A 17,370-nucleotide genomic window follows, 5' to 3' on the forward strand; every position below is an offset into this window, starting at 1 on the left:
ATCACTACCTGAATGGTAGTTTTGTCGCCTTAGTCTCAGTCAGTTTATGAGATAGTTTTTCTTTTATTCTCGATATTTTATGCAGACAATAATAATTAAAAAAGGAATATCTTATGACTCAGAAATCTTTTCCTATTACGGCTGAATTTATCGCCGCTGCCAACACCACCGCCGAGCAGTACGCTCACGATTATAAGCAATCCGTTGAATCACCTGAGGCTACTGATGCTTTTTGGGCTAAGCGTGCTGAGCTGATCGATTGGATGAAAAAGCCGACTATCATTAGCAACGTCAGTTATGATTTGGACGACTTTCGTATTAAATGGTACGAGGATGGTGAGCTCAATATCTCAGTAAACTGCCTTGATCGACATCTTAAAACTAACCCCTATAAACCTGCCATTATTTGGGAAGGGGATCATCCTTCTTTACACAAGATTATCTCCTTTAAAGAGCTGCACGCTGATGTTTGTCGCTTAGGTAATGCGATGCGCAAGCTTGGGGTCAAAAAAGGCGATCGCGTGACCCTATATATGCCCATGATACCTGAAGCGATGATAGCGATGCTGGCATGTACGCGTATCGGTGCGGTGCATTCGGTCGTGTTTGGGGGTTTTTCTACTGAAAGCTTAGGTAACCGTATTATTGATAGTCAATCCAAAATCGTAATTACGGCCGATGAAGGTCTGCGCGGTAATAAACATACACCGCTTAAGGTCAATGTTGATCGTGCGCTAGATATGGATGGAACTGATAGTGTCGAAAAAGTCGTCGTCGTGCATCGGACAGGTAATTCGATTCCGATGAGTGGACGCCGTGATGTTTGGTATCATTCTTTAATAGCCGGCGAGCAAGAGCAGTGCGAGCCTGAAGTCATGAACGCCGAAGATCCGTTATTTTTGTTATATACCTCTGGTTCGACTGGCAAGCCAAAAGGCGTTCTGCACACGACTGGCGGTTATATCACTTATGCGCTATCGACTTTTCGCGATGTCTTCGATATCAAAGACGATGATGTCTACTGGTGTACAGCAGACGTCGGCTGGGTAACTGGTCATACGTATTCCGCTTATGGACCGCTTGCCAATGGGACGACGACGGTGATGTTTGAGGGCGTACCTGAATATCCAACATGGGCGCGGATTGGTCATATTATTGATAAACACAAAATCAGTGTCTTATATACAGCGCCAACAGCGATTCGCTCAATGATGAAAGAGGGCGATACCTTTGTCCGTGAGTCTAATCGCTCAAGTCTGCGCCTGCTCGGTACTGTTGGGGAGCCTATCAACCCTGAGGCGTGGGATTGGTATTATGATGTCGTTGGTGGTGGTCGTTGCCCAATTGTAGATACATGGTGGCAGACTGAAACGGGTGGTATCTTGCTCGCCCCAATACCGGGTACGGTAGCGCTTAAACCGGGTGCCGCGATGAACCCTCTATATGGCATCATACCGCAAGTAATCGATACCGATGGCACGGCACTTGAAGGTCCCGCTGAGGGCAATCTCGCTATCAGCAACAGCTGGCCGGGACAGATGCGTACTATCTATAATGACCATGAGCGCTTTTTGGAGACCTACTTTACTGAGTATCCGGGCTATTACTTTACTGGTGATGGGGTACAACGCGATGAAGATGGGCACTACTGGATTACTGGCCGTGTCGATGATGTACTCAATGTCTCAGGGCACCGTTTGGGTACTGCAGAAGTTGAAAGTGCGGTAGATGCGCATCCATCGACCGTCGAAGCAGCCGTCGTTGGTATGCCGCATGAGATTCGCGGTGTGGGTATTGCTGCCTTTATTATTCTTAGTATGGGCGAGGTCGCAAGTGATCAGCTAAAAGCAGAATTAAATCGCCATGTGCGCACCGAAATTGGTCCGATTGCCAATTTAGATGCCATTTATATCGTTGAAGCACTGCCCAAAACTCGCTCTGGTAAGATTATGCGGCGCATCTTACGTAACCTTGCGGCAGGACAATATGTCGGACTGGGTGATTTATCTACCCTTGCTGATAGTTCGGTTATTAATAAGATAATTGACGTGGTCAAAGCGGAACGTGAGGCCAAGCGTTGCTAGCAAATGACAGTTAGTGTCACTGTCTAAACAAGCTAATTATCTATCGACATAAAAGTCATGCTGTTTCCAATAGCATGGCTTTTTAATATAAGTGATAATCATTAATATAAATACTGCTAAACAAGAATAAAACTGATGCTTTTTGCTTAATGTTTTGCTCAACATTTTTGTTTAATAAGCTCTTTTTAATTTTTGCTCAATTTCTAATAAGGCCTACCGTTCCTATGACTGAACATACTATGTCGTCTACTAATATGTCTACTGATAATAGTTTAAAGCAAACTAACCATGACAATCAGGCTACCTTGAATACTGGCCTGAACACTAATCTGGATACTGCGCCGAAAGTAGCCATCATTGGTGGTGGTTTGACTGGATTATTTACAGCGACATTGTTAGAGCGTGCTTTTCTTAAGCAAAAGACTAAACCATCTGCTCATTTTTCAGTGCCGCAAATTACTATCTTTGAAAAATCTCGTAGCGTTGGTCGCTTAGCCACGCGCTATCGCACCGATAGCAATACTAATAAAAACTGGCAATGGGCATTTGGTGCGCAGTTTTTTACGGCAAAAACCTCCAGCTTTCAGCAATTTATAACGCCTTGGCTAGACTCAAGATTACTGCAACCGTGGTGCGCTCAAGTAGTTAATTTGACGCCAGCTAATGCCAATTCTCAAGATGCTTATTCACCTGACATTCAGAAAAAAGAGCAGTGGGATACCAATCATGCACGTTATATTAGTACCCCTAAAATGACCAGTTGGGGGCACGCATTGGCTGATGATCTGCAGCATACAACTATTAACTTTAAAACCCGTGTCGCACCAATCAACAAAGCGCAAATAGATAACGCAAAAGCTCATAAAAATATAAAGACTGAACTGTTTGATGAAAAGGGCCATAGTCTTGGCAGGTTTGATTGGGTTATTTGTACAGTACCCAACGGTCAGGCAGTAGAGCTGATGGCAGATAGCGGCTTTATGGAGCAAGCCAAAATTACCGAACCAAAAATGCAAGCTTGCTATACGCTCATGCTAGGCTGGGATAATGTTGATATGCTTCCTGAAACTCTAAGCAATCAGACAGCGCCAGTATGGGATGTGGCTTATGTAAATGACTCAATACTCGATAGAGTGTTTATTGAACATCAAAAGCCTGCTCATAATAAGCTACTTCCAAGTGTCACTATTCATGCGCGCAACGACTGGTCAGAAAAGCATGTCGATGATGATATGGAGACGGTTAAAGCGCAATTATTAGCAGCAGCCCAGCAAGCGTTGCATTGGAGCGCGGATACAGCACCCAGCCAGATAGATTGCCATCGCTGGCGCTATGCTGCGACAGTGATTGAGGCAAAAAATAAAGACAACAATGAAACGTTAGGAATATTGTTTGATCAAGAGCATCAATGGATTGTCAGTGGTGACTGGTGCGGACAAGGCAATATTGAAAGCTGTTATCACGTGGCAAAAAACACCGTACAAAGCATCAGTAAAATAAAGTAGACAAGATAAGCCAAATTCATTCATTTGCAACTTAAAGATAGAGAGCACCGTAAACCATGTTTGGATTTGATATAGATATAGACTTAATGCAGTACCACTTTTTTCAATTAAGCATTGCCTTTGTATTGTCACTGCCGATTGCGCTGAATCGTGAGATGAAAGACAACGGCGCAGGACTTAGAACTTTCCCGCTTGTAACGATTGCTTCATGTGCATTTATGCTAGTCGGTATGGATATCTATGAATCTGCTGGTGAAGCGCGGATTATGTACGCCATTATTACTGGTATGGGCTTTATCGGTGGTGGTGCCATTTTTAAAAATGAGGAAGGCTCAAAAGGCACCGCTACAGCAGCCAGCTTATGGAATACTGGTGCTATCGGTATTTCAGTTGCCTATGGTCGTTACGAGATAGCGATTATCTTGTCTTTGGTTGGGTTTTTAATACTGCAATTTTCGGAACCATTTAAAGTCAAAAATAAGTGATAGTAGTCAAACAATCATGCGTTTTGTTTGTCATTGACTCATATAAAAATTATAAATTTAGATGATTGTTTCTTATTGGTAAATAGAAGGATTTTACTAAATGACGCTAATTGACTCCTCTGTTTTTTTGGCCTATGGTTGGTAATGCAGTCTCTAAAAAATAAATAACATGGAGTGGGTTGTGAGCAAAATTACCAAAGAGTCTGTTTCAGCGGTAGATATGGCAGCTCGCCTTGAAGAAGGCAGTCTTTGTCCGGTTGAGCTGATAGAAGAGACGTTTGCAAATATCCGATCTTCTGATCCTGCTATTTTTACAGAACTGCTTGAAGAGCGAGCGCTAAAAGAAGCCCATGCTTCTAAGCAACGTCGCCATGAGGGCAAGCCACTTAGTCCATGGGATGGTATCCCCATCGCATGGAAAGATCTTTTTGATATAAAAGGTCGGGTAACCACCGCAGGATCAGTGGTGCTCAAATCCAACGCACCTGCCACTCATGATGCCAATATGGTTGCCAATGCCACTCAGGCAGGCCTTGTATCAATCGGCTGTCTTAATATGACCGAGTTTGCCTATTCTGGCCTTGGTCTCAATCCGCATTTTGGTACACCCAAAAACCCTCATGGTACAGGCCCAGAACGTATACCTGGTGGCTCATCCTCAGGTTGCGGGGTTGCTGTTGCTCGCGGACTCGTACCACTGGCCATTGGCAGTGATACTGGGGGATCGATACGTATTCCTGCTGGGTTAAATGGTATAGTCGGCTATAAAGGCTCTAGCGTCGCGTTTCCAACTGGTGGGACGTTGCCACTCTCACCGACATTGGACACTTTTGGTCCCCTTGCAGCTGACCTAAAAAGCTGTATTGGTGCCGCACAAATTCTCAGCGGGCGAGCGATCGTCATACCCAAGCCAACACCTATCAACCAACTCAAATTTTTTATTCCTAACAATGTTGTTTTTAAAAATGCACAAGATGCGGTGATCCAGAATTTTGAAGCCTCTGTACGCGCACTTGAGCAGACAGGCGCGACGGTTACTCGCGGCGTGTGCAGTGAGTTTGATGAAATAGGTGCGCTTGCTCGTGAACACGGTTACTTAGTCGGTCCAGAAGCGCTAGATGTGCACTGGGATCTAGTACATTCGGCAGATGCAGAGCAGATAGACCCAAGAATCCTTACCCGTATTCTTGATGCAGGAGATATGAGTGCACGAGATTTGCTTGTCATTCAAAGAGAGCGCGCAAGATTAATCGAAAAAAACCGCCAAAATTTAGACAAGCAAATTGTGCTGTTTCCAACCACGCCTATTACGGCGCCCGAGCTTAAACCGCTTGAACAAGATGATGAATTGTACTTGCGAACTAATAAGTTGATGCTGCGTAATACCGCACTAGGCAATTTTTTGGACTGGTGCGGCGTCGCTTTACCAAATGGAATAGATGAAAACCAGATGCCTACTAGTATCTTGCTATCGATGACCAGCGGCCGCGACAGTGATCTATTAGCTGCGGCACTCTCTGTCGAAAACATGCTTTCTCAAAACTTATCATAACCATCTAACAGAGGAGTAAAACAGAGCTAAAACCCCAAAAAAAAGGAAACCAAACCAAAATAAAAATATCAAAGGAATGAAATATGGCTAAAACTATTATATGTGGATTCGGCACGGACGTTGATTCCGTAGCAGGACAAATTGGCTCGTACGGCGGCGGCGAAAGCCCGTCAGATATCCAGCGCGGTGTCTGGGCCTCTGAGGTTGGCGTGCCGCGTTTATTGCGCCTGTTCAAAAAATATGACATGCGCACCTCGTTTTTTATCCCCGGTCATAGCCTCGAGACCTTCCCCGACATTGCTAAAATGATCGTCGATCATGGACATGAAGTAGGCGCGCATGGCTACTTACATGAAAACCCCATTGCCATGACCCGCGCTCAAGAAGAAGCGGTCATGGAAAAGTCGGTTGAGCTGATTACCAAGCTGACAGGTCAAAGCCCGCGTGGATACGTAGCACCGTGGTGGGAGATGTCAGCCGCGACCCCTGAGATTTTAGCCAAATATGATTTTAAATATGATCATAGTCAAGGCTATCGTGATTTCCAGCCATTTTACGCGCGGGTTGGTGATAAATGGAACCTTATCGACTACTCCAAGACAGCAGAAGAGTGGATGCATCCTATGACCCATGGTGACGAGATTGATTTGGTTGAAATCGCTGCCAACTGGTATATGGATGATTTACCGCCGATGATGTTTATGAAAAACGTGCCTAACAGTCACGGTTTTGTCAATCCGCGTGATATCGAAGAGATGTGGCGCGACCAGTTCGATTGGGTCTATCGCAACATGGACTATGCAGTTTATCCTTTCACCATTCATCCTGATGTGTCTGGACGTCCGCAAGTGCTGATGATGCTTGAGCGACTAATCGACTATATCAACAGCCATGAAGGTGTGGTTTGGATGCCATTTGAAGATATCGCTGCCGACTTTCGTCAGCGCTTCCCGTTTGAAGGGGGTAAACGACCAGACGTTATTTAATTTTAATAACTCTGTGTTGATAAGTTTATTGACCTTAGTGGTATTTTAAAAATGCTGCTAAGGTTACTTATAGGGAGAAGAATCATGTGTAATGCATGTGGCAACCCAGCGGCTCCAGGGCATTGGACAGAAGCAGGCGCACAGCAAGGTGGTATCCGGCTCAGAGCGATGTTTCATCGAATATCGATACTAAAGCGCGTGCTAAAACCATATGGGTTCTCAGTTTATGCCGATGGGGTGATTCCGCAGATTCAGCTGCTATGTCCAGGCGGGGCTCGTGTCATGGTCGACAACTTAACTGAGCTGTGGGCTGAAGTAGAACGCCGTCAAGGCTTTCCAATCGACCCCTTAACAACGCTTTCAGTGGCTTAAATTTGATGCAAACATTGCAGGACAACCGTCTTAACATCATTTTATTGAGTGGCTATCTGGGTTCAGGTAAGACCACATGGCTGCGTCATACGCTGTTTACTAAGACATTTGGTCGTGCTCAAGTCTTTACCCAAGAAGCGGCCAAGCAGCCCGTTGACGACTTGCTGTTGGGCGAGGCGATGAGTGTCAAAGTGCTGACTGGAACCGCAGGCACACCGAAAGGCAAAGAGGAGCTCATATCTGCACTGCTTACGGTTGCCGAATCTCGAACGAGCGGCGTTTCTATACAAACCAATGCTCAGCTAGACACGCTTATAATAGAAACCAGTGGTTTAGCTGATCCTGAAGAGATTATCGTCGCTATTAAAGAGCATCCCATTTTGGTCTATCATTTTGCACTCAAAGAAACCATTATTATGGTTGATGCCCTACATTTCCATACATCGTTAAAGACTGACGCACTATGTCGTCAGCAAATCTTGTCGGCTGATCGCATCGTTATTGCAAAATCAGAGGAAGTATCCGAGCAGTCTTTATCGAACCTTGTTTCAACCATCAGCAAAATCAATCCAGCCGCACCGATGTCATTATCCGCATTCGGTGTCGAAAGCCCTGTACCTGAGCTGCCAACGCCGACCGAAATCTACAAATCGACTCTCACTAATGTAGGAGAACCAACGACTGTGGTTTCGCTGCCAGTGCCAAAAGAAGTAGATTGGGTCGAGTTTACCGTTTGGCTATCGGCGCTGTTGCACGCCCGGGGTGATACGATTCTGCGGGTTAAAGGTGTTTTGCAGACGGATGAAGGCCCGCTGTTACTGCAATCTGTACGTAAGGTAATGCAGCAACCAGAGATTCTCCCTGCTAACAAAAATAGCCCTACACCTGAAGACATTGTATTTATAGGAGAGGGTATAAACCAAGAGACGCTACTTGCTTCCTTAAATTCTTTTCTTGGGAAAAAAAGCTAAAAAATAGGTGCTAATTTAAATTTTTAGCAAATAGTAGCAAAACGATTAAGCCACTATAATGAAGTCGCTGTAATTGAGTTGCTATAATGAAGTCACTATAATTTTAAGAAACAGCGTTTAGAAATTTAAAACAAAAAAAGACCCACAGAGGAGGAAACTGTGGGCTGAGGAAAACTGAGTATGTAGTGCGTCTACAATTACAGTAAAAACTTATTATTTTTATAGCGATCCTAACGTTATTAGAAACACAAACAGTTATAATTTAGAATAAAAATTCAGTGTACAACTGTTTCTTCTAATACAATCATATTACCCGAAGTTGCCATTAATTAGCTACTTAAGTTACATGAAGTTACTCTTAAGAGAGTTTTAATACAATGTCACATTTTGAAATATTTTTGTGTGTCGAGGCTTCTTGTTTTCCCTATGTTTTTTAGCATAAGTACAGATAAGGCTATCGGCATTCAAATCTTGTATCGTACAGGGCAGAGCGAATAGCTTTATAAAAAATAGTAACGATGAACTTGCAGAAGATGGCATGACGAGATACATGAAAAATGCTAAGCTAGCAAACATTCTTATGTCTATATAAACTAGGCTTACCATGACCAAAAGCACACAATTGCATACAAAAGAGCCGCTACAACCACAAAATAATAAAAGTATCTTTAACCTACCCAATAATTTGACTATTGCCCGTATTTTAATGATCCCATTATTTGTAGCGATTGCCTATTGGCCACCAGCCATGGGTATTGGAATGCCAGCTATTTCAAATAATGTCATCGCCCAAGTCGGGATGAGCGAGTTTAGTGACAGTTTAGTGCGTCATTTATTACTAACTGGGGTGTTTATTATTGCTGCGATTACAGATTGGCTTGATGGCTACTTCGCCCGTAAGCTTAATGTAATGTCAGCCTTTGGGCGGTTTTTGGATCCAGTCGCTGATAAGTTGATGGTAGCGGCAGCGCTTATCATCTTGGTACAGTGGCATCCTAACATCATTATGGCGATAGCAGCGATTGTGATTATCTCGCGTGAGATTGCAGTATCGGCTCTACGAGAATGGATGGCAGAGCTGGGCAATCGTACTAGTGTGGCAGTATCGTATGTAGGTAAACTCAAAACGACATTTCAGATGATAGCTATTACGGTGCTCCTATTAAACTGGGAGTCACTTGAGATGATAGGTTACGTGTTGATGGTAGCGGCAGTGGTTTTAACGTTGTGGTCCATGTTTATTTATCTAAGGGCAGCATGGCCATATCTAAAACAAAGTGGTTAGATGTGAAGTATTAATATCAGTTTGATCTATTTTATCTGATAAAAAATATAAAAAAGCCAGTAGCGATAAGCGACTGGCTTTTTTGTATTAATGCCGATTGAGTTATTAAAGATCTATTGAAAAATTCTCACCCAAACTCTTTTCGATAGCAGTATCTGTGACTGCTGCTGCTGTCATCTTAACAGCACTAGCAATCGCATTACCGTTTTCCCAATACTCTGCACCATGAGGGACAACTTTAATTAGCTGCACTTTTGGGTCTTCTTTGCCTTGCTCAAAATAAGCGTTGTATGTCATTGACCATAGCTCATCAAGCTTTTCTCGATCTTCTACTAGTTCAGCTCTACCCGTGACGGACAAGTAGCTTTTGTCATCCTGACTGACGTACGCTAAGTTTACTTCCGGATTGTTATTGATATTGTCAACAGTTTCAGAAGGACTATGACCAATAAACCAAATCTCTTTGGCCCCAATGCTGGTTTCTGTCGTATTCATCGGACAAGAATGAAGATGATCTTCGTGAGTACGAGTGGTCATCATTGTATACTTGATATTGTTAACCATTGCTTGGATTTTATCCATTTGTTCTTGTTTACTCATAATAGTTATCCTTTTCTCTATAAAATTTAAGGTTGTGAATAAATTGAAAAACGCATATATAAAAGCAAAATTAATATAAACCATCTTCGTTATGATTTGATAACATGCGGTCTTTCAAAATATATAATCAATTATTAATATAGCCAAATTGGGCAGTAAAACTATACTGGCGCTCTGTAATACGCTGTGACGGTTTGTAATATTATCTTTTTATCTTGTTTTTATCTTAGCAAAATTTAGTCTATAAAAAACGCCAATAAACAGTGGTTTACTGGCGTTCAAAGTCGTTAAACTGCTTGTTATTTTTATATAAGATGATCTAATTTTACAGATTCATCTATGTTATACAGTGACTTATATTATAAATATTTATATTACAGAGAGACTGAAAACTGCTTACCGATATCTTCTGCAGTTTCTCCGTCTTGTACTGCTGCTGCGGCCATCTTAAACATGTTGACAGTAGAGCTACCACTTAACCAGCATTCTACGCCATGCGGTACAACTTTAATAAGTTGTACATTTGGATCTTCTTTACCATGCTCAAAAAATGCATTGTAGACAGGAGACCATAGTTCATCTAATTTGTCTTTATCCGTTGGCAACTCTGCATTGGCACTAATAGAGACGTAATCTTTTTCATCTTGAGTGGCATAAGATAAGCCAATTTTTTGATTGTCTTGAATATCTTTTACCACGTCTGAGGTTTTGTCACCGATAAACCAAATCTCTTTGGCTCCAATGCTCGCTTCGCTGGTAGTCATTGGCCACGCATGGACATCACCTTTGCTATTAATAGTGCTCATCATGGCAAACTTTACGTCTTTAATCACGTCTTGGATTTTATCGATTTGTTCTTGTTTATTCATAATAGATATCCTTATTGCGTTGAAATTGAAATTTTAGTGAAAGGTCGCTGTTAATGGTTTTAGTTATTAGCTGGTTGTAGAATAACGATAGTCACCTGCACAGTTATATAGTCTGCCCGTAAGACGATGTTAGTGTTTGTAAGGTATACGATAATTAAGTAAAAAGTGTAGTGCGTTAGGCAAAAGTTTGCTGCTATAAAAAAACAAAGATAGCGAAGACTCTCTTAAATGAGTTATGTGTGTTAGGGACAATTTATCCTGGTTTATACCTGCTTATTATGAGCCTTCTTGTTATAATACACAGACCATTTACTTTGCATTGCAGTGATGCCTTGATCTTACGGATTATGCCTTTATGATGACCATCGCCGGACAACCGTTCCTTACCGATTTTCAGACGCAGCAACTCATCAATCAGTTTCAGCAAAAAACCGAGCTAAATGTCAGCCAAATCAATACCCAGCAAGTGTATGTGCTATCACGGAAGCTCGAAGGTGATGAGCAAAAAAAAGCGCTGGACCTATTTGGTATTAAAGAAGATATTCAATTTGTCGCCCCGCAAGACAACCAATTACAAGTCGTCGTTGGCCCACGTTTTGGCACCATATCGCCATGGGCAAGTAAAGCGACCGACATCTTTAATAACTGTGAAATCGAGATTAATCGCGTCGAGCGCGTCATCGTTTATACGCTAACCTTTGATGGAAAAGCAGACGGTGAGGGGAATGCGATTAATAACAAGTTATCAAGTGCCGCTGAGCAGTTATTGTTTGATCGCATGACCCAAAGCTTGGTTTATGACTTAGATGACGTGAGCAAATTATTTGATGACGAACCACCAGCATCGCTCAATCGCATCGATGTGATGGGTGAAGGACGCAGTGCGCTTGAGTCGGCTAATACCCAGTTTGGCTTTGCGTTGTCGAGTGATGACATCGACTATCTGATGAATGCCTATGTCAATGAGCTAGGCCGTAATCCAACCGACGTTGAGCTAATGATGTTTGCGCAGGCCAACTCAGAGCATTGCCGTCACAAGATCTTTAATGCCGAGTGGACGATCGATGGCGAGGTGCAGCCAAAGTCATTGTTTCAGATGATCAAAAATACCTATCAATCAAACCCGCAAGGCATCTTGTCTGCTTATAAGGACAACGCGGCGGTGATGGCAGGAGCAGAGGGTCTACGTTATTATCCTGTGCCGACTGATGCGATGGACGCCAATTCTGCGCATCCGTATGACTTCCATCAAGAAGCTATCGACATCTTAATGAAAGTCGAAACCCATAATCACCCAACGGCGATTGCTCCTTATGCTGGCGCTGCAACAGGCGCAGGCGGTGAGATTCGTGATGAAGGTGCAACGGGTCGCGGCGGTAAGCCAAAAGCGGGACTGACAGGTTTCCACGTATCGCATCTTCATATCCCTGAGATGCCTGAGAAGTGGGAGCAGTCTGGTCAATTAAGTACGCAGGATTATGGTACGCCAGATCGTATGGCGACCAGCCTTGAGATTATGACCGAAGCGCCATTAGGCTCAGCCAATTTCTCAAACGAGTTTGGTCGCCCTAACCTATGCGGCTATTTCCGTAGTTTTCAGCTTGATACTTCAGCGGCCAAAGACGGCAGCGAGATGCGCGGCTATCATAAGCCCATCATGCTGGCCGGTGGTTATGGCAATATCAAACGCAACATTATTGAAAAAAACGCCATTCGCGAAGGGGATTTGCTGATCGTCCTTGGTGGCCCTGCGATGCAAATCGGTCTTGGCGGCGGTGCAGCGTCTTCGGTCGATAGTGGTGAGTTGGATGAAGGTTTGGACTTTGCTTCAGTACAGCGTGACAACGCCGAGATGGAGCGTCGCTGTCAAGAAGTTATCGATCGCTGCTGGGCCTTAGCGGGTAACGATATTGACGCTAGTAATGCCAGCCAAGACGGCAACCCAATCGTCTCTGTCCATGATGTTGGGGCAGGTGGTCTGTCAAATGCCATGCCAGAGCTGGTCGATGACCATGACATGGGCGCGCATCTGAACCTGCGTAAGATTCCATCGCTAGAAGCGGGCATGTCGCCAATGGCCATCTGGTCAAATGAGGCGCAAGAGCGTTATGTCCTCGCGATTCGCCCAGAGAGCAAAGCGCAATTTGATGCAATCTGTGCCCGTGAGCGTTGTCCGTATGCTATCTTAGGCGAAGCGACTGAAATACGTCAGCTTATCGTTGATGATGAGTTGCTCCCTGAGCAGCCAGTCGATATGCCGATGCAAGTACTGCTTGGTGGTACGCCAAAGATGCAGCGCAGCTTTAGTCGTCAAGAGAATGAATTGTCGCCGCTTGCGCTTAATGACTTTAACCTAACTGAATCTATTAAAGATGTGCTACGTCATCCAACCGTTGCGAGCAAGTCATTCTTGATTAGTATTGGTGACCGCTCTATCACAGGTATGGTAGTGCGCGATCAATATGTTGGTCGCTATCAAGTGCCTGTATCAGATTGCGCAATCACCGCATCAGGTCTGGTGGCGCTTGATGGTCAACCAATGACTGGTGAGGCGATGAGTGTCGGTGAGCGTACCCCTGTTGCCCTTATTAGTCCAAAAGCCTCGGCGCGTCTGGCGGTTGGTGAAGCCATTACCAATATCGCAGGCGCACGTATCGCTCAGCTATCTGATATCACTATGTCAGCGAACTGGATGGCCGCTTGCGGTGACGATGCGGAAGACGCGGCATTGTTTGACGCCGTCCATACAGTCGGTGAAGAGCTGTGCCCAGCACTGGGTATCGCTATTCCAGTCGGTAAAGATTCGCTATCGATGCGTGCTAACTGGACAGACAGCGATGAAAATGGTAACGCAGACAAATCAGTGGTCTCGCCAATGAGCCTTGTGATTACCGCGTTTGCGCCTGTCGTCGATGTGGCAAAAGCTTTAACGCCTGAGCTAATCAACGGTGATAGCGCTTTCTACCGTATTGACTTATCCAAAGGTAAATTGCGCCTTGGTGGCTCAATTCTTGCGCAAACGGCAAGTCAATTGGGTAACGAGTGCCCAGACCTTGATAAGCCAAGAGATTTAATCGATTTCTTTAACTTTATCCAAGCAGGCAATGCGCAAGGCGTCATCAGCGCTTATCATGATATCGGTGATGGTGGTTTGCTGGCGACGATTGCAGAGATGCAATTTACCAGCCGTCAAGGTATCAAGCTGTCATTAGATGATAAAAACCTACTCGGTCAATTATTCAGTGAAGAGCTGGGCGCAGTCATCCAAGTATTACCTGAAAACGTCACTACATTGATGGAGCTAGCAGAGCAGCATAATGTCAGCGACATGCTTAGTCTCGTCGGTCAAAGTACTGAGGAAGACAGCCTCATCATTCAAACACCGTTACATATTGGCGATGACACCTTACGCTTTAGCCGTTCTGAGCTACAACAAGAATGGAGTCAGGTTAGCTATCAGATTGCCCGTCGCCGTGACAACCCAGCATGCGTGCAGCAAGAGTATGACTTGATTGCTGATGCGAGCCATAAAGGCCTAATCGCTGCGCCAAACTTTGATCTCAATCAAAAAGTCGAAGAGCCATATCTAAACAGCCGCGCTGATTCTGATAACAGCAAGCCAAGAGTCGCTATCCTGCGCGAGCAAGGCGTCAACGGTCAGACCGAGATGGCAGCAGGCTTCACTCAAGCAGGCTTTGAAGCGGTCGACGTGCACATGAGTGACTTGCTAGAAGGTCGCATTAATCTACGTGACTTCGACGGTCTAGTCGCTTGTGGCGGCTTTAGTTACGGTGACGTACTCGGCGCAGGCTCTGGTTGGGCGAACTCTATCTTGTTCCATGACGAATTGCGCATGCAGTTTGTACGCTTCTTTGCCCGTCCTGATACCTTTAGCCTTGGCGTTTGTAACGGCTGTCAGATGATGGCGCAGCTCAAAGACCTGATCCCAGGCGCGGAAAACTTCCCACGCTTTATCGCCAATAAATCAGCACGATTTGAAGCGCGTACGGTCAACGTTAAAGTTGAGCGTACCAAGTCGATCCTGTTCAAAGGTATGCAAGACAGTATCTTGCCAATCGCTGTGGCGCATGGTGAAGGCTATGCCACGCTGGACAATACAGAGATTGACGGTATGGCAAAACACGGTCAGCTGGCCATGCGCTATGTCGATAGCCAAGGTCATCCAACTGAAACCTATCCGCTCAATCCAAACGGTTCGCTCGGCGGTGTCACGGGTCTGTGTAGCACCGACGGTCGCGTCACCATTATGATGCCGCACCCTGAGCGTACGCTATGCGCCTACAATCACAGCTGGAAACCAGAAGCATGGGACGAGGACGGCGCGTGGATGCGTATGTTCCGTAATGCGCGGGCTTGGTTGCGTTAGTCGCAACTCTAGAGACTGATTAGCATCGTCAAACCTGCTGAGCCTACGATAGGTAATGCTTGCGCATGGTTTCCTCGCTACTCAAACTTCTAGCAATTGCTTATAGTTTTAGATAGCTGTTTTTTAAAATGAAAAGGTGGGCTTCGGCTCACCTTTTTTGTGTTTGGGGTTTAAAGTAAAGGAGCTAATCCCTGAAAAGCGTTAAAAAATTGCATTGCAATTTTAGCTTCGTAAGTGAAGATTTCTTAAAGGGAGTGTTCTGCTCTACTTGTATCTGCCAGTCTGGGCGAGGCGATGACACCGTGTTCTTGCTAGCAAGCATCGTAGTAAAAGTTCATTACTTTTAAATAATATTAGTTTTTGGGCATCATTTTAAAACATAGATAGAGTAATTTATGCTACAAATTGAAGCTAGATGTTTGTAAGAGGGCTGTGATATACTGATTTTCTAATCAAAAATAGTGGTATGGAATTGATTTCAGTTTTAATTGCCCACTTCAAATTGCAATATAGCTTATTTGCGTTTCTAAGATACTTTAGAATATTGTAATATATTCCTAATTTCATACTTCCTGCTCATCCTTTTCTTTCACAAAATATTATTGACTACCGTTCATTAACTATCATAAGGAGGTTATTATGAAATATTCAGCAATTGCAATTGCAAACGCTTTTATTGAACAAGCTAATAATGGTAAAACTAATAACTTAACCCCTATGAAGTTGCAAAAGCTAATGTTTTTTACTCAATCATGGTACCTAAAATCAAGTAACATACCTCTGTTCGATGGTAATTTCGAACGATGGCAGTATGGTCCTGTTTTACCTGAAATTTATCATGAGTTTAAAAAGTTTGGAGCTAAAAATATTAATGAGTTCGGTTCTGATATGTGGAGCGAACGTCAGAAAGTAAATTCTAGTGATCATCAAGTAATTGATTTCTTAGAAAAAATAATTGATATTTATGGTAATTACAGTGGCACTGAACTATCTTGGATGACACACCAACCAGAAACTGCATGGTCAAGAGGAAAGGTCGGTACGCTCATCAACTTACAAGATATGATTGAAGGTAAAGTTTGATAGTTTTACTATGGTTTTAGATATAAAAACAACTTTCGAGCATGTTGAAGAGAGTGACGTTCATCAAGAAACGCCACTCTCTTTTTCTATTTCTAATAGCGCTGTAACGAAAGCTGGTAAAACTATACGCACTTACATGAATTACTCAGATTCAAGTGGTTCCCATAATATAAGCGAAGAGCAATTTACTAACGCACTGCTGATTCTCAGAAAGTACAGGGAAAACCATACGCCATGCCTCGTAATACTCTCTAACTTATTACAAAAAAAATTAGACAGATTAGATATTTCAAAGGACAGTATTGTTTCTTCTCGCACGAAAAGATTGGAATCAATTTCAATGAAGTTGGTTCGATTTACTACCACTAGATTATCTCAATTGGATGATTTAGTAGGTATTAGAGTTACCTTACCTGATATGAAATCACTTAACAAATTCACTGATGATAAGGTGTTTTGTGAAATAATTAATTCATACTATATTGATAATAATATCAAAATACATGACTATATTTGTGAACCTAAATCTGATGGATATCGTGGAATACATCAAATTTTCAACTGTAAAGTAGAAGACAAAGATTTTAAAATAGAACTGCAAATTCGTACAAAGATACAACATGAATGGGCAACAATTGTAGAAATACTAGGCTCATTGAATGAAGTTTCTTTTAAGACAGGTGAAGGGGAAGAGAGCTATTTACAGTTTCTTAAGCTAACAAGTGTCTTGTTCTCGATAGAAGAGAAAGCTCCTGTCATTTCTAACTACGAAAAGTTAACCCCAGCAGAAGTATGTATTGAGCTAAATAAACTTGAAAAAGAATTGAGAGTTATTGAAAAACTTAAAAGTGTCAACTCTATTAGCTTCTCAGAAGAAAATACAGCAGCCAAATATTACTTAATTCAATTAGACTTAGAGTCTCGTGAAACAAGTATTTTACCTTACTCTGATGAGCAAGAGGCTAATGAAAATTATTTTCGATTAGAAAAAACTTATCAAGATAGTGATAGATTTGATGTTGTTTTAGTATCTGTTGGGGATGTTAATAAAATTAAAGAAGCCTATCCTAATTATTTTCTAGATAGTAACAGCTTTATTGAGAGACTTAATAAGTTATTGATAAAGTATTCATAGACCTCTTGGTTTGCTAGGGTAATTGAATATCAAACATCTTTCCAGTAGATACCTCA

The 17,370-nt window shown here is 43.1% G+C and carries 13 protein-coding genes; 11 read left to right on the forward strand and 2 right to left on the reverse strand.

What is annotated here, in order from left to right; genetic code table 11:
* The first annotated feature begins 113 nt into the window (after positions 1–113).
* The 8 genes from acs (at position 114) to pgsA (ending at position 9,240) form a co-directional block, all read left to right on the forward strand.
* Positions 114–2,084, forward strand: a complete 1,971-nt coding sequence (gene acs / locus BTV98_RS08245) for an acetate--CoA ligase (protein WP_058367942.1) — start codon at positions 114–116, stop codon at positions 2,082–2,084.
* 224 nt (positions 2,085–2,308) lie between these two features.
* A complete protein-coding gene (locus tag BTV98_RS08250; RefSeq protein WP_143505704.1) occupies positions 2,309–3,589 on the forward strand; it encodes an NAD(P)/FAD-dependent oxidoreductase in 1,281 nt (426 codons plus the stop codon).
* A 56-nt stretch (positions 3,590–3,645) separates the two neighbouring features.
* Entirely contained in the window at positions 3,646–4,074 is a 429-nt protein-coding gene (locus BTV98_RS08255; protein ID WP_058367943.1) for an MgtC/SapB family protein, read from the forward strand.
* A 181-nt stretch (positions 4,075–4,255) separates the two neighbouring features.
* Positions 4,256–5,626, forward strand: coding sequence for an amidase family protein (locus BTV98_RS08260; RefSeq protein WP_058367944.1), 1,371 nt, complete (start codon positions 4,256–4,258; stop codon positions 5,624–5,626).
* A gap of 83 nt (positions 5,627–5,709) precedes the next feature.
* Positions 5,710–6,612: a polysaccharide deacetylase gene (locus BTV98_RS08265; RefSeq protein ID WP_075103382.1), complete on the forward strand. Its 903-nt coding sequence runs from the start codon at positions 5,710–5,712 to the stop codon at positions 6,610–6,612.
* Positions 6,613–6,696: 84 nt separating this feature from the next.
* Positions 6,697–6,984: a hypothetical protein gene (locus BTV98_RS08270; protein ID WP_058367946.1), complete on the forward strand. Its 288-nt coding sequence runs from the start codon at positions 6,697–6,699 to the stop codon at positions 6,982–6,984.
* A gap of 5 nt (positions 6,985–6,989) precedes the next feature.
* Positions 6,990–7,955: a GTP-binding protein gene (locus tag BTV98_RS08275; protein WP_058367947.1), complete on the forward strand. Its 966-nt coding sequence runs from the start codon at positions 6,990–6,992 to the stop codon at positions 7,953–7,955.
* Between the two features lie 604 nt (positions 7,956–8,559).
* Positions 8,560–9,240, forward strand: a complete 681-nt coding sequence (gene pgsA / locus BTV98_RS08280) for a CDP-diacylglycerol--glycerol-3-phosphate 3-phosphatidyltransferase (RefSeq protein ID WP_058367948.1) — start codon at positions 8,560–8,562, stop codon at positions 9,238–9,240.
* A gap of 105 nt (positions 9,241–9,345) precedes the next feature.
* Here pgsA and BTV98_RS08285 read toward each other — a convergent pair whose 3' ends face one another.
* A complete protein-coding gene (locus tag BTV98_RS08285) occupies positions 9,346–9,840 on the reverse strand; it encodes a pyridoxamine 5'-phosphate oxidase family protein (RefSeq protein ID WP_075103383.1) in 495 nt (164 codons plus the stop codon).
* Positions 9,841–10,214: 374 nt separating this feature from the next.
* Complete coding sequence (locus tag BTV98_RS08290; protein WP_058367950.1) at positions 10,215–10,709, reverse strand: pyridoxamine 5'-phosphate oxidase family protein; 495 nt, start codon at positions 10,707–10,709, stop codon at positions 10,215–10,217.
* Between the two features lie 355 nt (positions 10,710–11,064).
* Here BTV98_RS08290 and purL point away from each other — a divergent pair, with 355 nt between their 5' ends.
* From purL to BTV98_RS08305, 3 genes are all read left to right on the forward strand, one after another.
* Entirely contained in the window at positions 11,065–15,096 is a 4,032-nt protein-coding gene (purL, locus tag BTV98_RS08295) for a phosphoribosylformylglycinamidine synthase (RefSeq protein WP_075103384.1), read from the forward strand.
* A gap of 639 nt (positions 15,097–15,735) precedes the next feature.
* Positions 15,736–16,179 carry a Panacea domain-containing protein gene (locus BTV98_RS08300; RefSeq protein ID WP_058367952.1) on the forward strand — a complete coding sequence of 148 codons (444 nt, stop codon included), beginning with the start codon at positions 15,736–15,738 and terminating at the stop codon, positions 16,177–16,179.
* The gene (locus BTV98_RS08305) at positions 16,163–17,314 is read left to right on the forward strand and encodes a RelA/SpoT domain-containing protein (RefSeq protein WP_143505706.1); all 1,152 of its coding nucleotides are present in this window, start codon (positions 16,163–16,165) and stop codon (positions 17,312–17,314) included. Before BTV98_RS08300 ends, BTV98_RS08305 begins: the two co-directional genes overlap by 17 nt.
* The last annotated feature ends 56 nt before the right edge of the window (positions 17,315–17,370 follow it).

Source organism: Psychrobacter sp. Cmf 22.2 (assembly GCF_001921745.1).
Classification (GTDB): Bacteria; Pseudomonadota; Gammaproteobacteria; order Pseudomonadales; family Moraxellaceae; genus Psychrobacter.

Excerpts from the sequence above, each read along its gene's own strand:
- BTV98_RS08250 (WP_143505704.1), top strand. The coding sequence starts at position 2,309 with ATGACTGAACATACTATGTCGTCTACTAATATGTCTACTGATAATAGT.
- purL (WP_075103384.1), top strand. The coding sequence starts at position 11,065 with ATGATGACCATCGCCGGACAACCGTTCCTTACCGATTTTCAGACGCAG.
- BTV98_RS08275 (WP_058367947.1), top strand. The coding sequence starts at position 6,990 with ATGCAAACATTGCAGGACAACCGTCTTAACATCATTTTATTGAGTGGC.
- acs (WP_058367942.1), top strand. The coding sequence starts at position 114 with ATGACTCAGAAATCTTTTCCTATTACGGCTGAATTTATCGCCGCTGCC.
- pgsA (WP_058367948.1), top strand. The coding sequence starts at position 8,560 with ATGACCAAAAGCACACAATTGCATACAAAAGAGCCGCTACAACCACAA.
- BTV98_RS08255 (WP_058367943.1), top strand. The coding sequence starts at position 3,646 with ATGTTTGGATTTGATATAGATATAGACTTAATGCAGTACCACTTTTTT.
- BTV98_RS08265 (WP_075103382.1), top strand. The coding sequence starts at position 5,710 with ATGGCTAAAACTATTATATGTGGATTCGGCACGGACGTTGATTCCGTA.
- BTV98_RS08300 (WP_058367952.1), top strand. The coding sequence starts at position 15,736 with ATGAAATATTCAGCAATTGCAATTGCAAACGCTTTTATTGAACAAGCT.
- BTV98_RS08285 (WP_075103383.1), bottom strand. The coding sequence starts at position 9,840 with ATGAGTAAACAAGAACAAATGGATAAAATCCAAGCAATGGTTAACAAT.
- BTV98_RS08290 (WP_058367950.1), bottom strand. The coding sequence starts at position 10,709 with ATGAATAAACAAGAACAAATCGATAAAATCCAAGACGTGATTAAAGAC.
- BTV98_RS08270 (WP_058367946.1), top strand. The coding sequence starts at position 6,697 with ATGTGTAATGCATGTGGCAACCCAGCGGCTCCAGGGCATTGGACAGAA.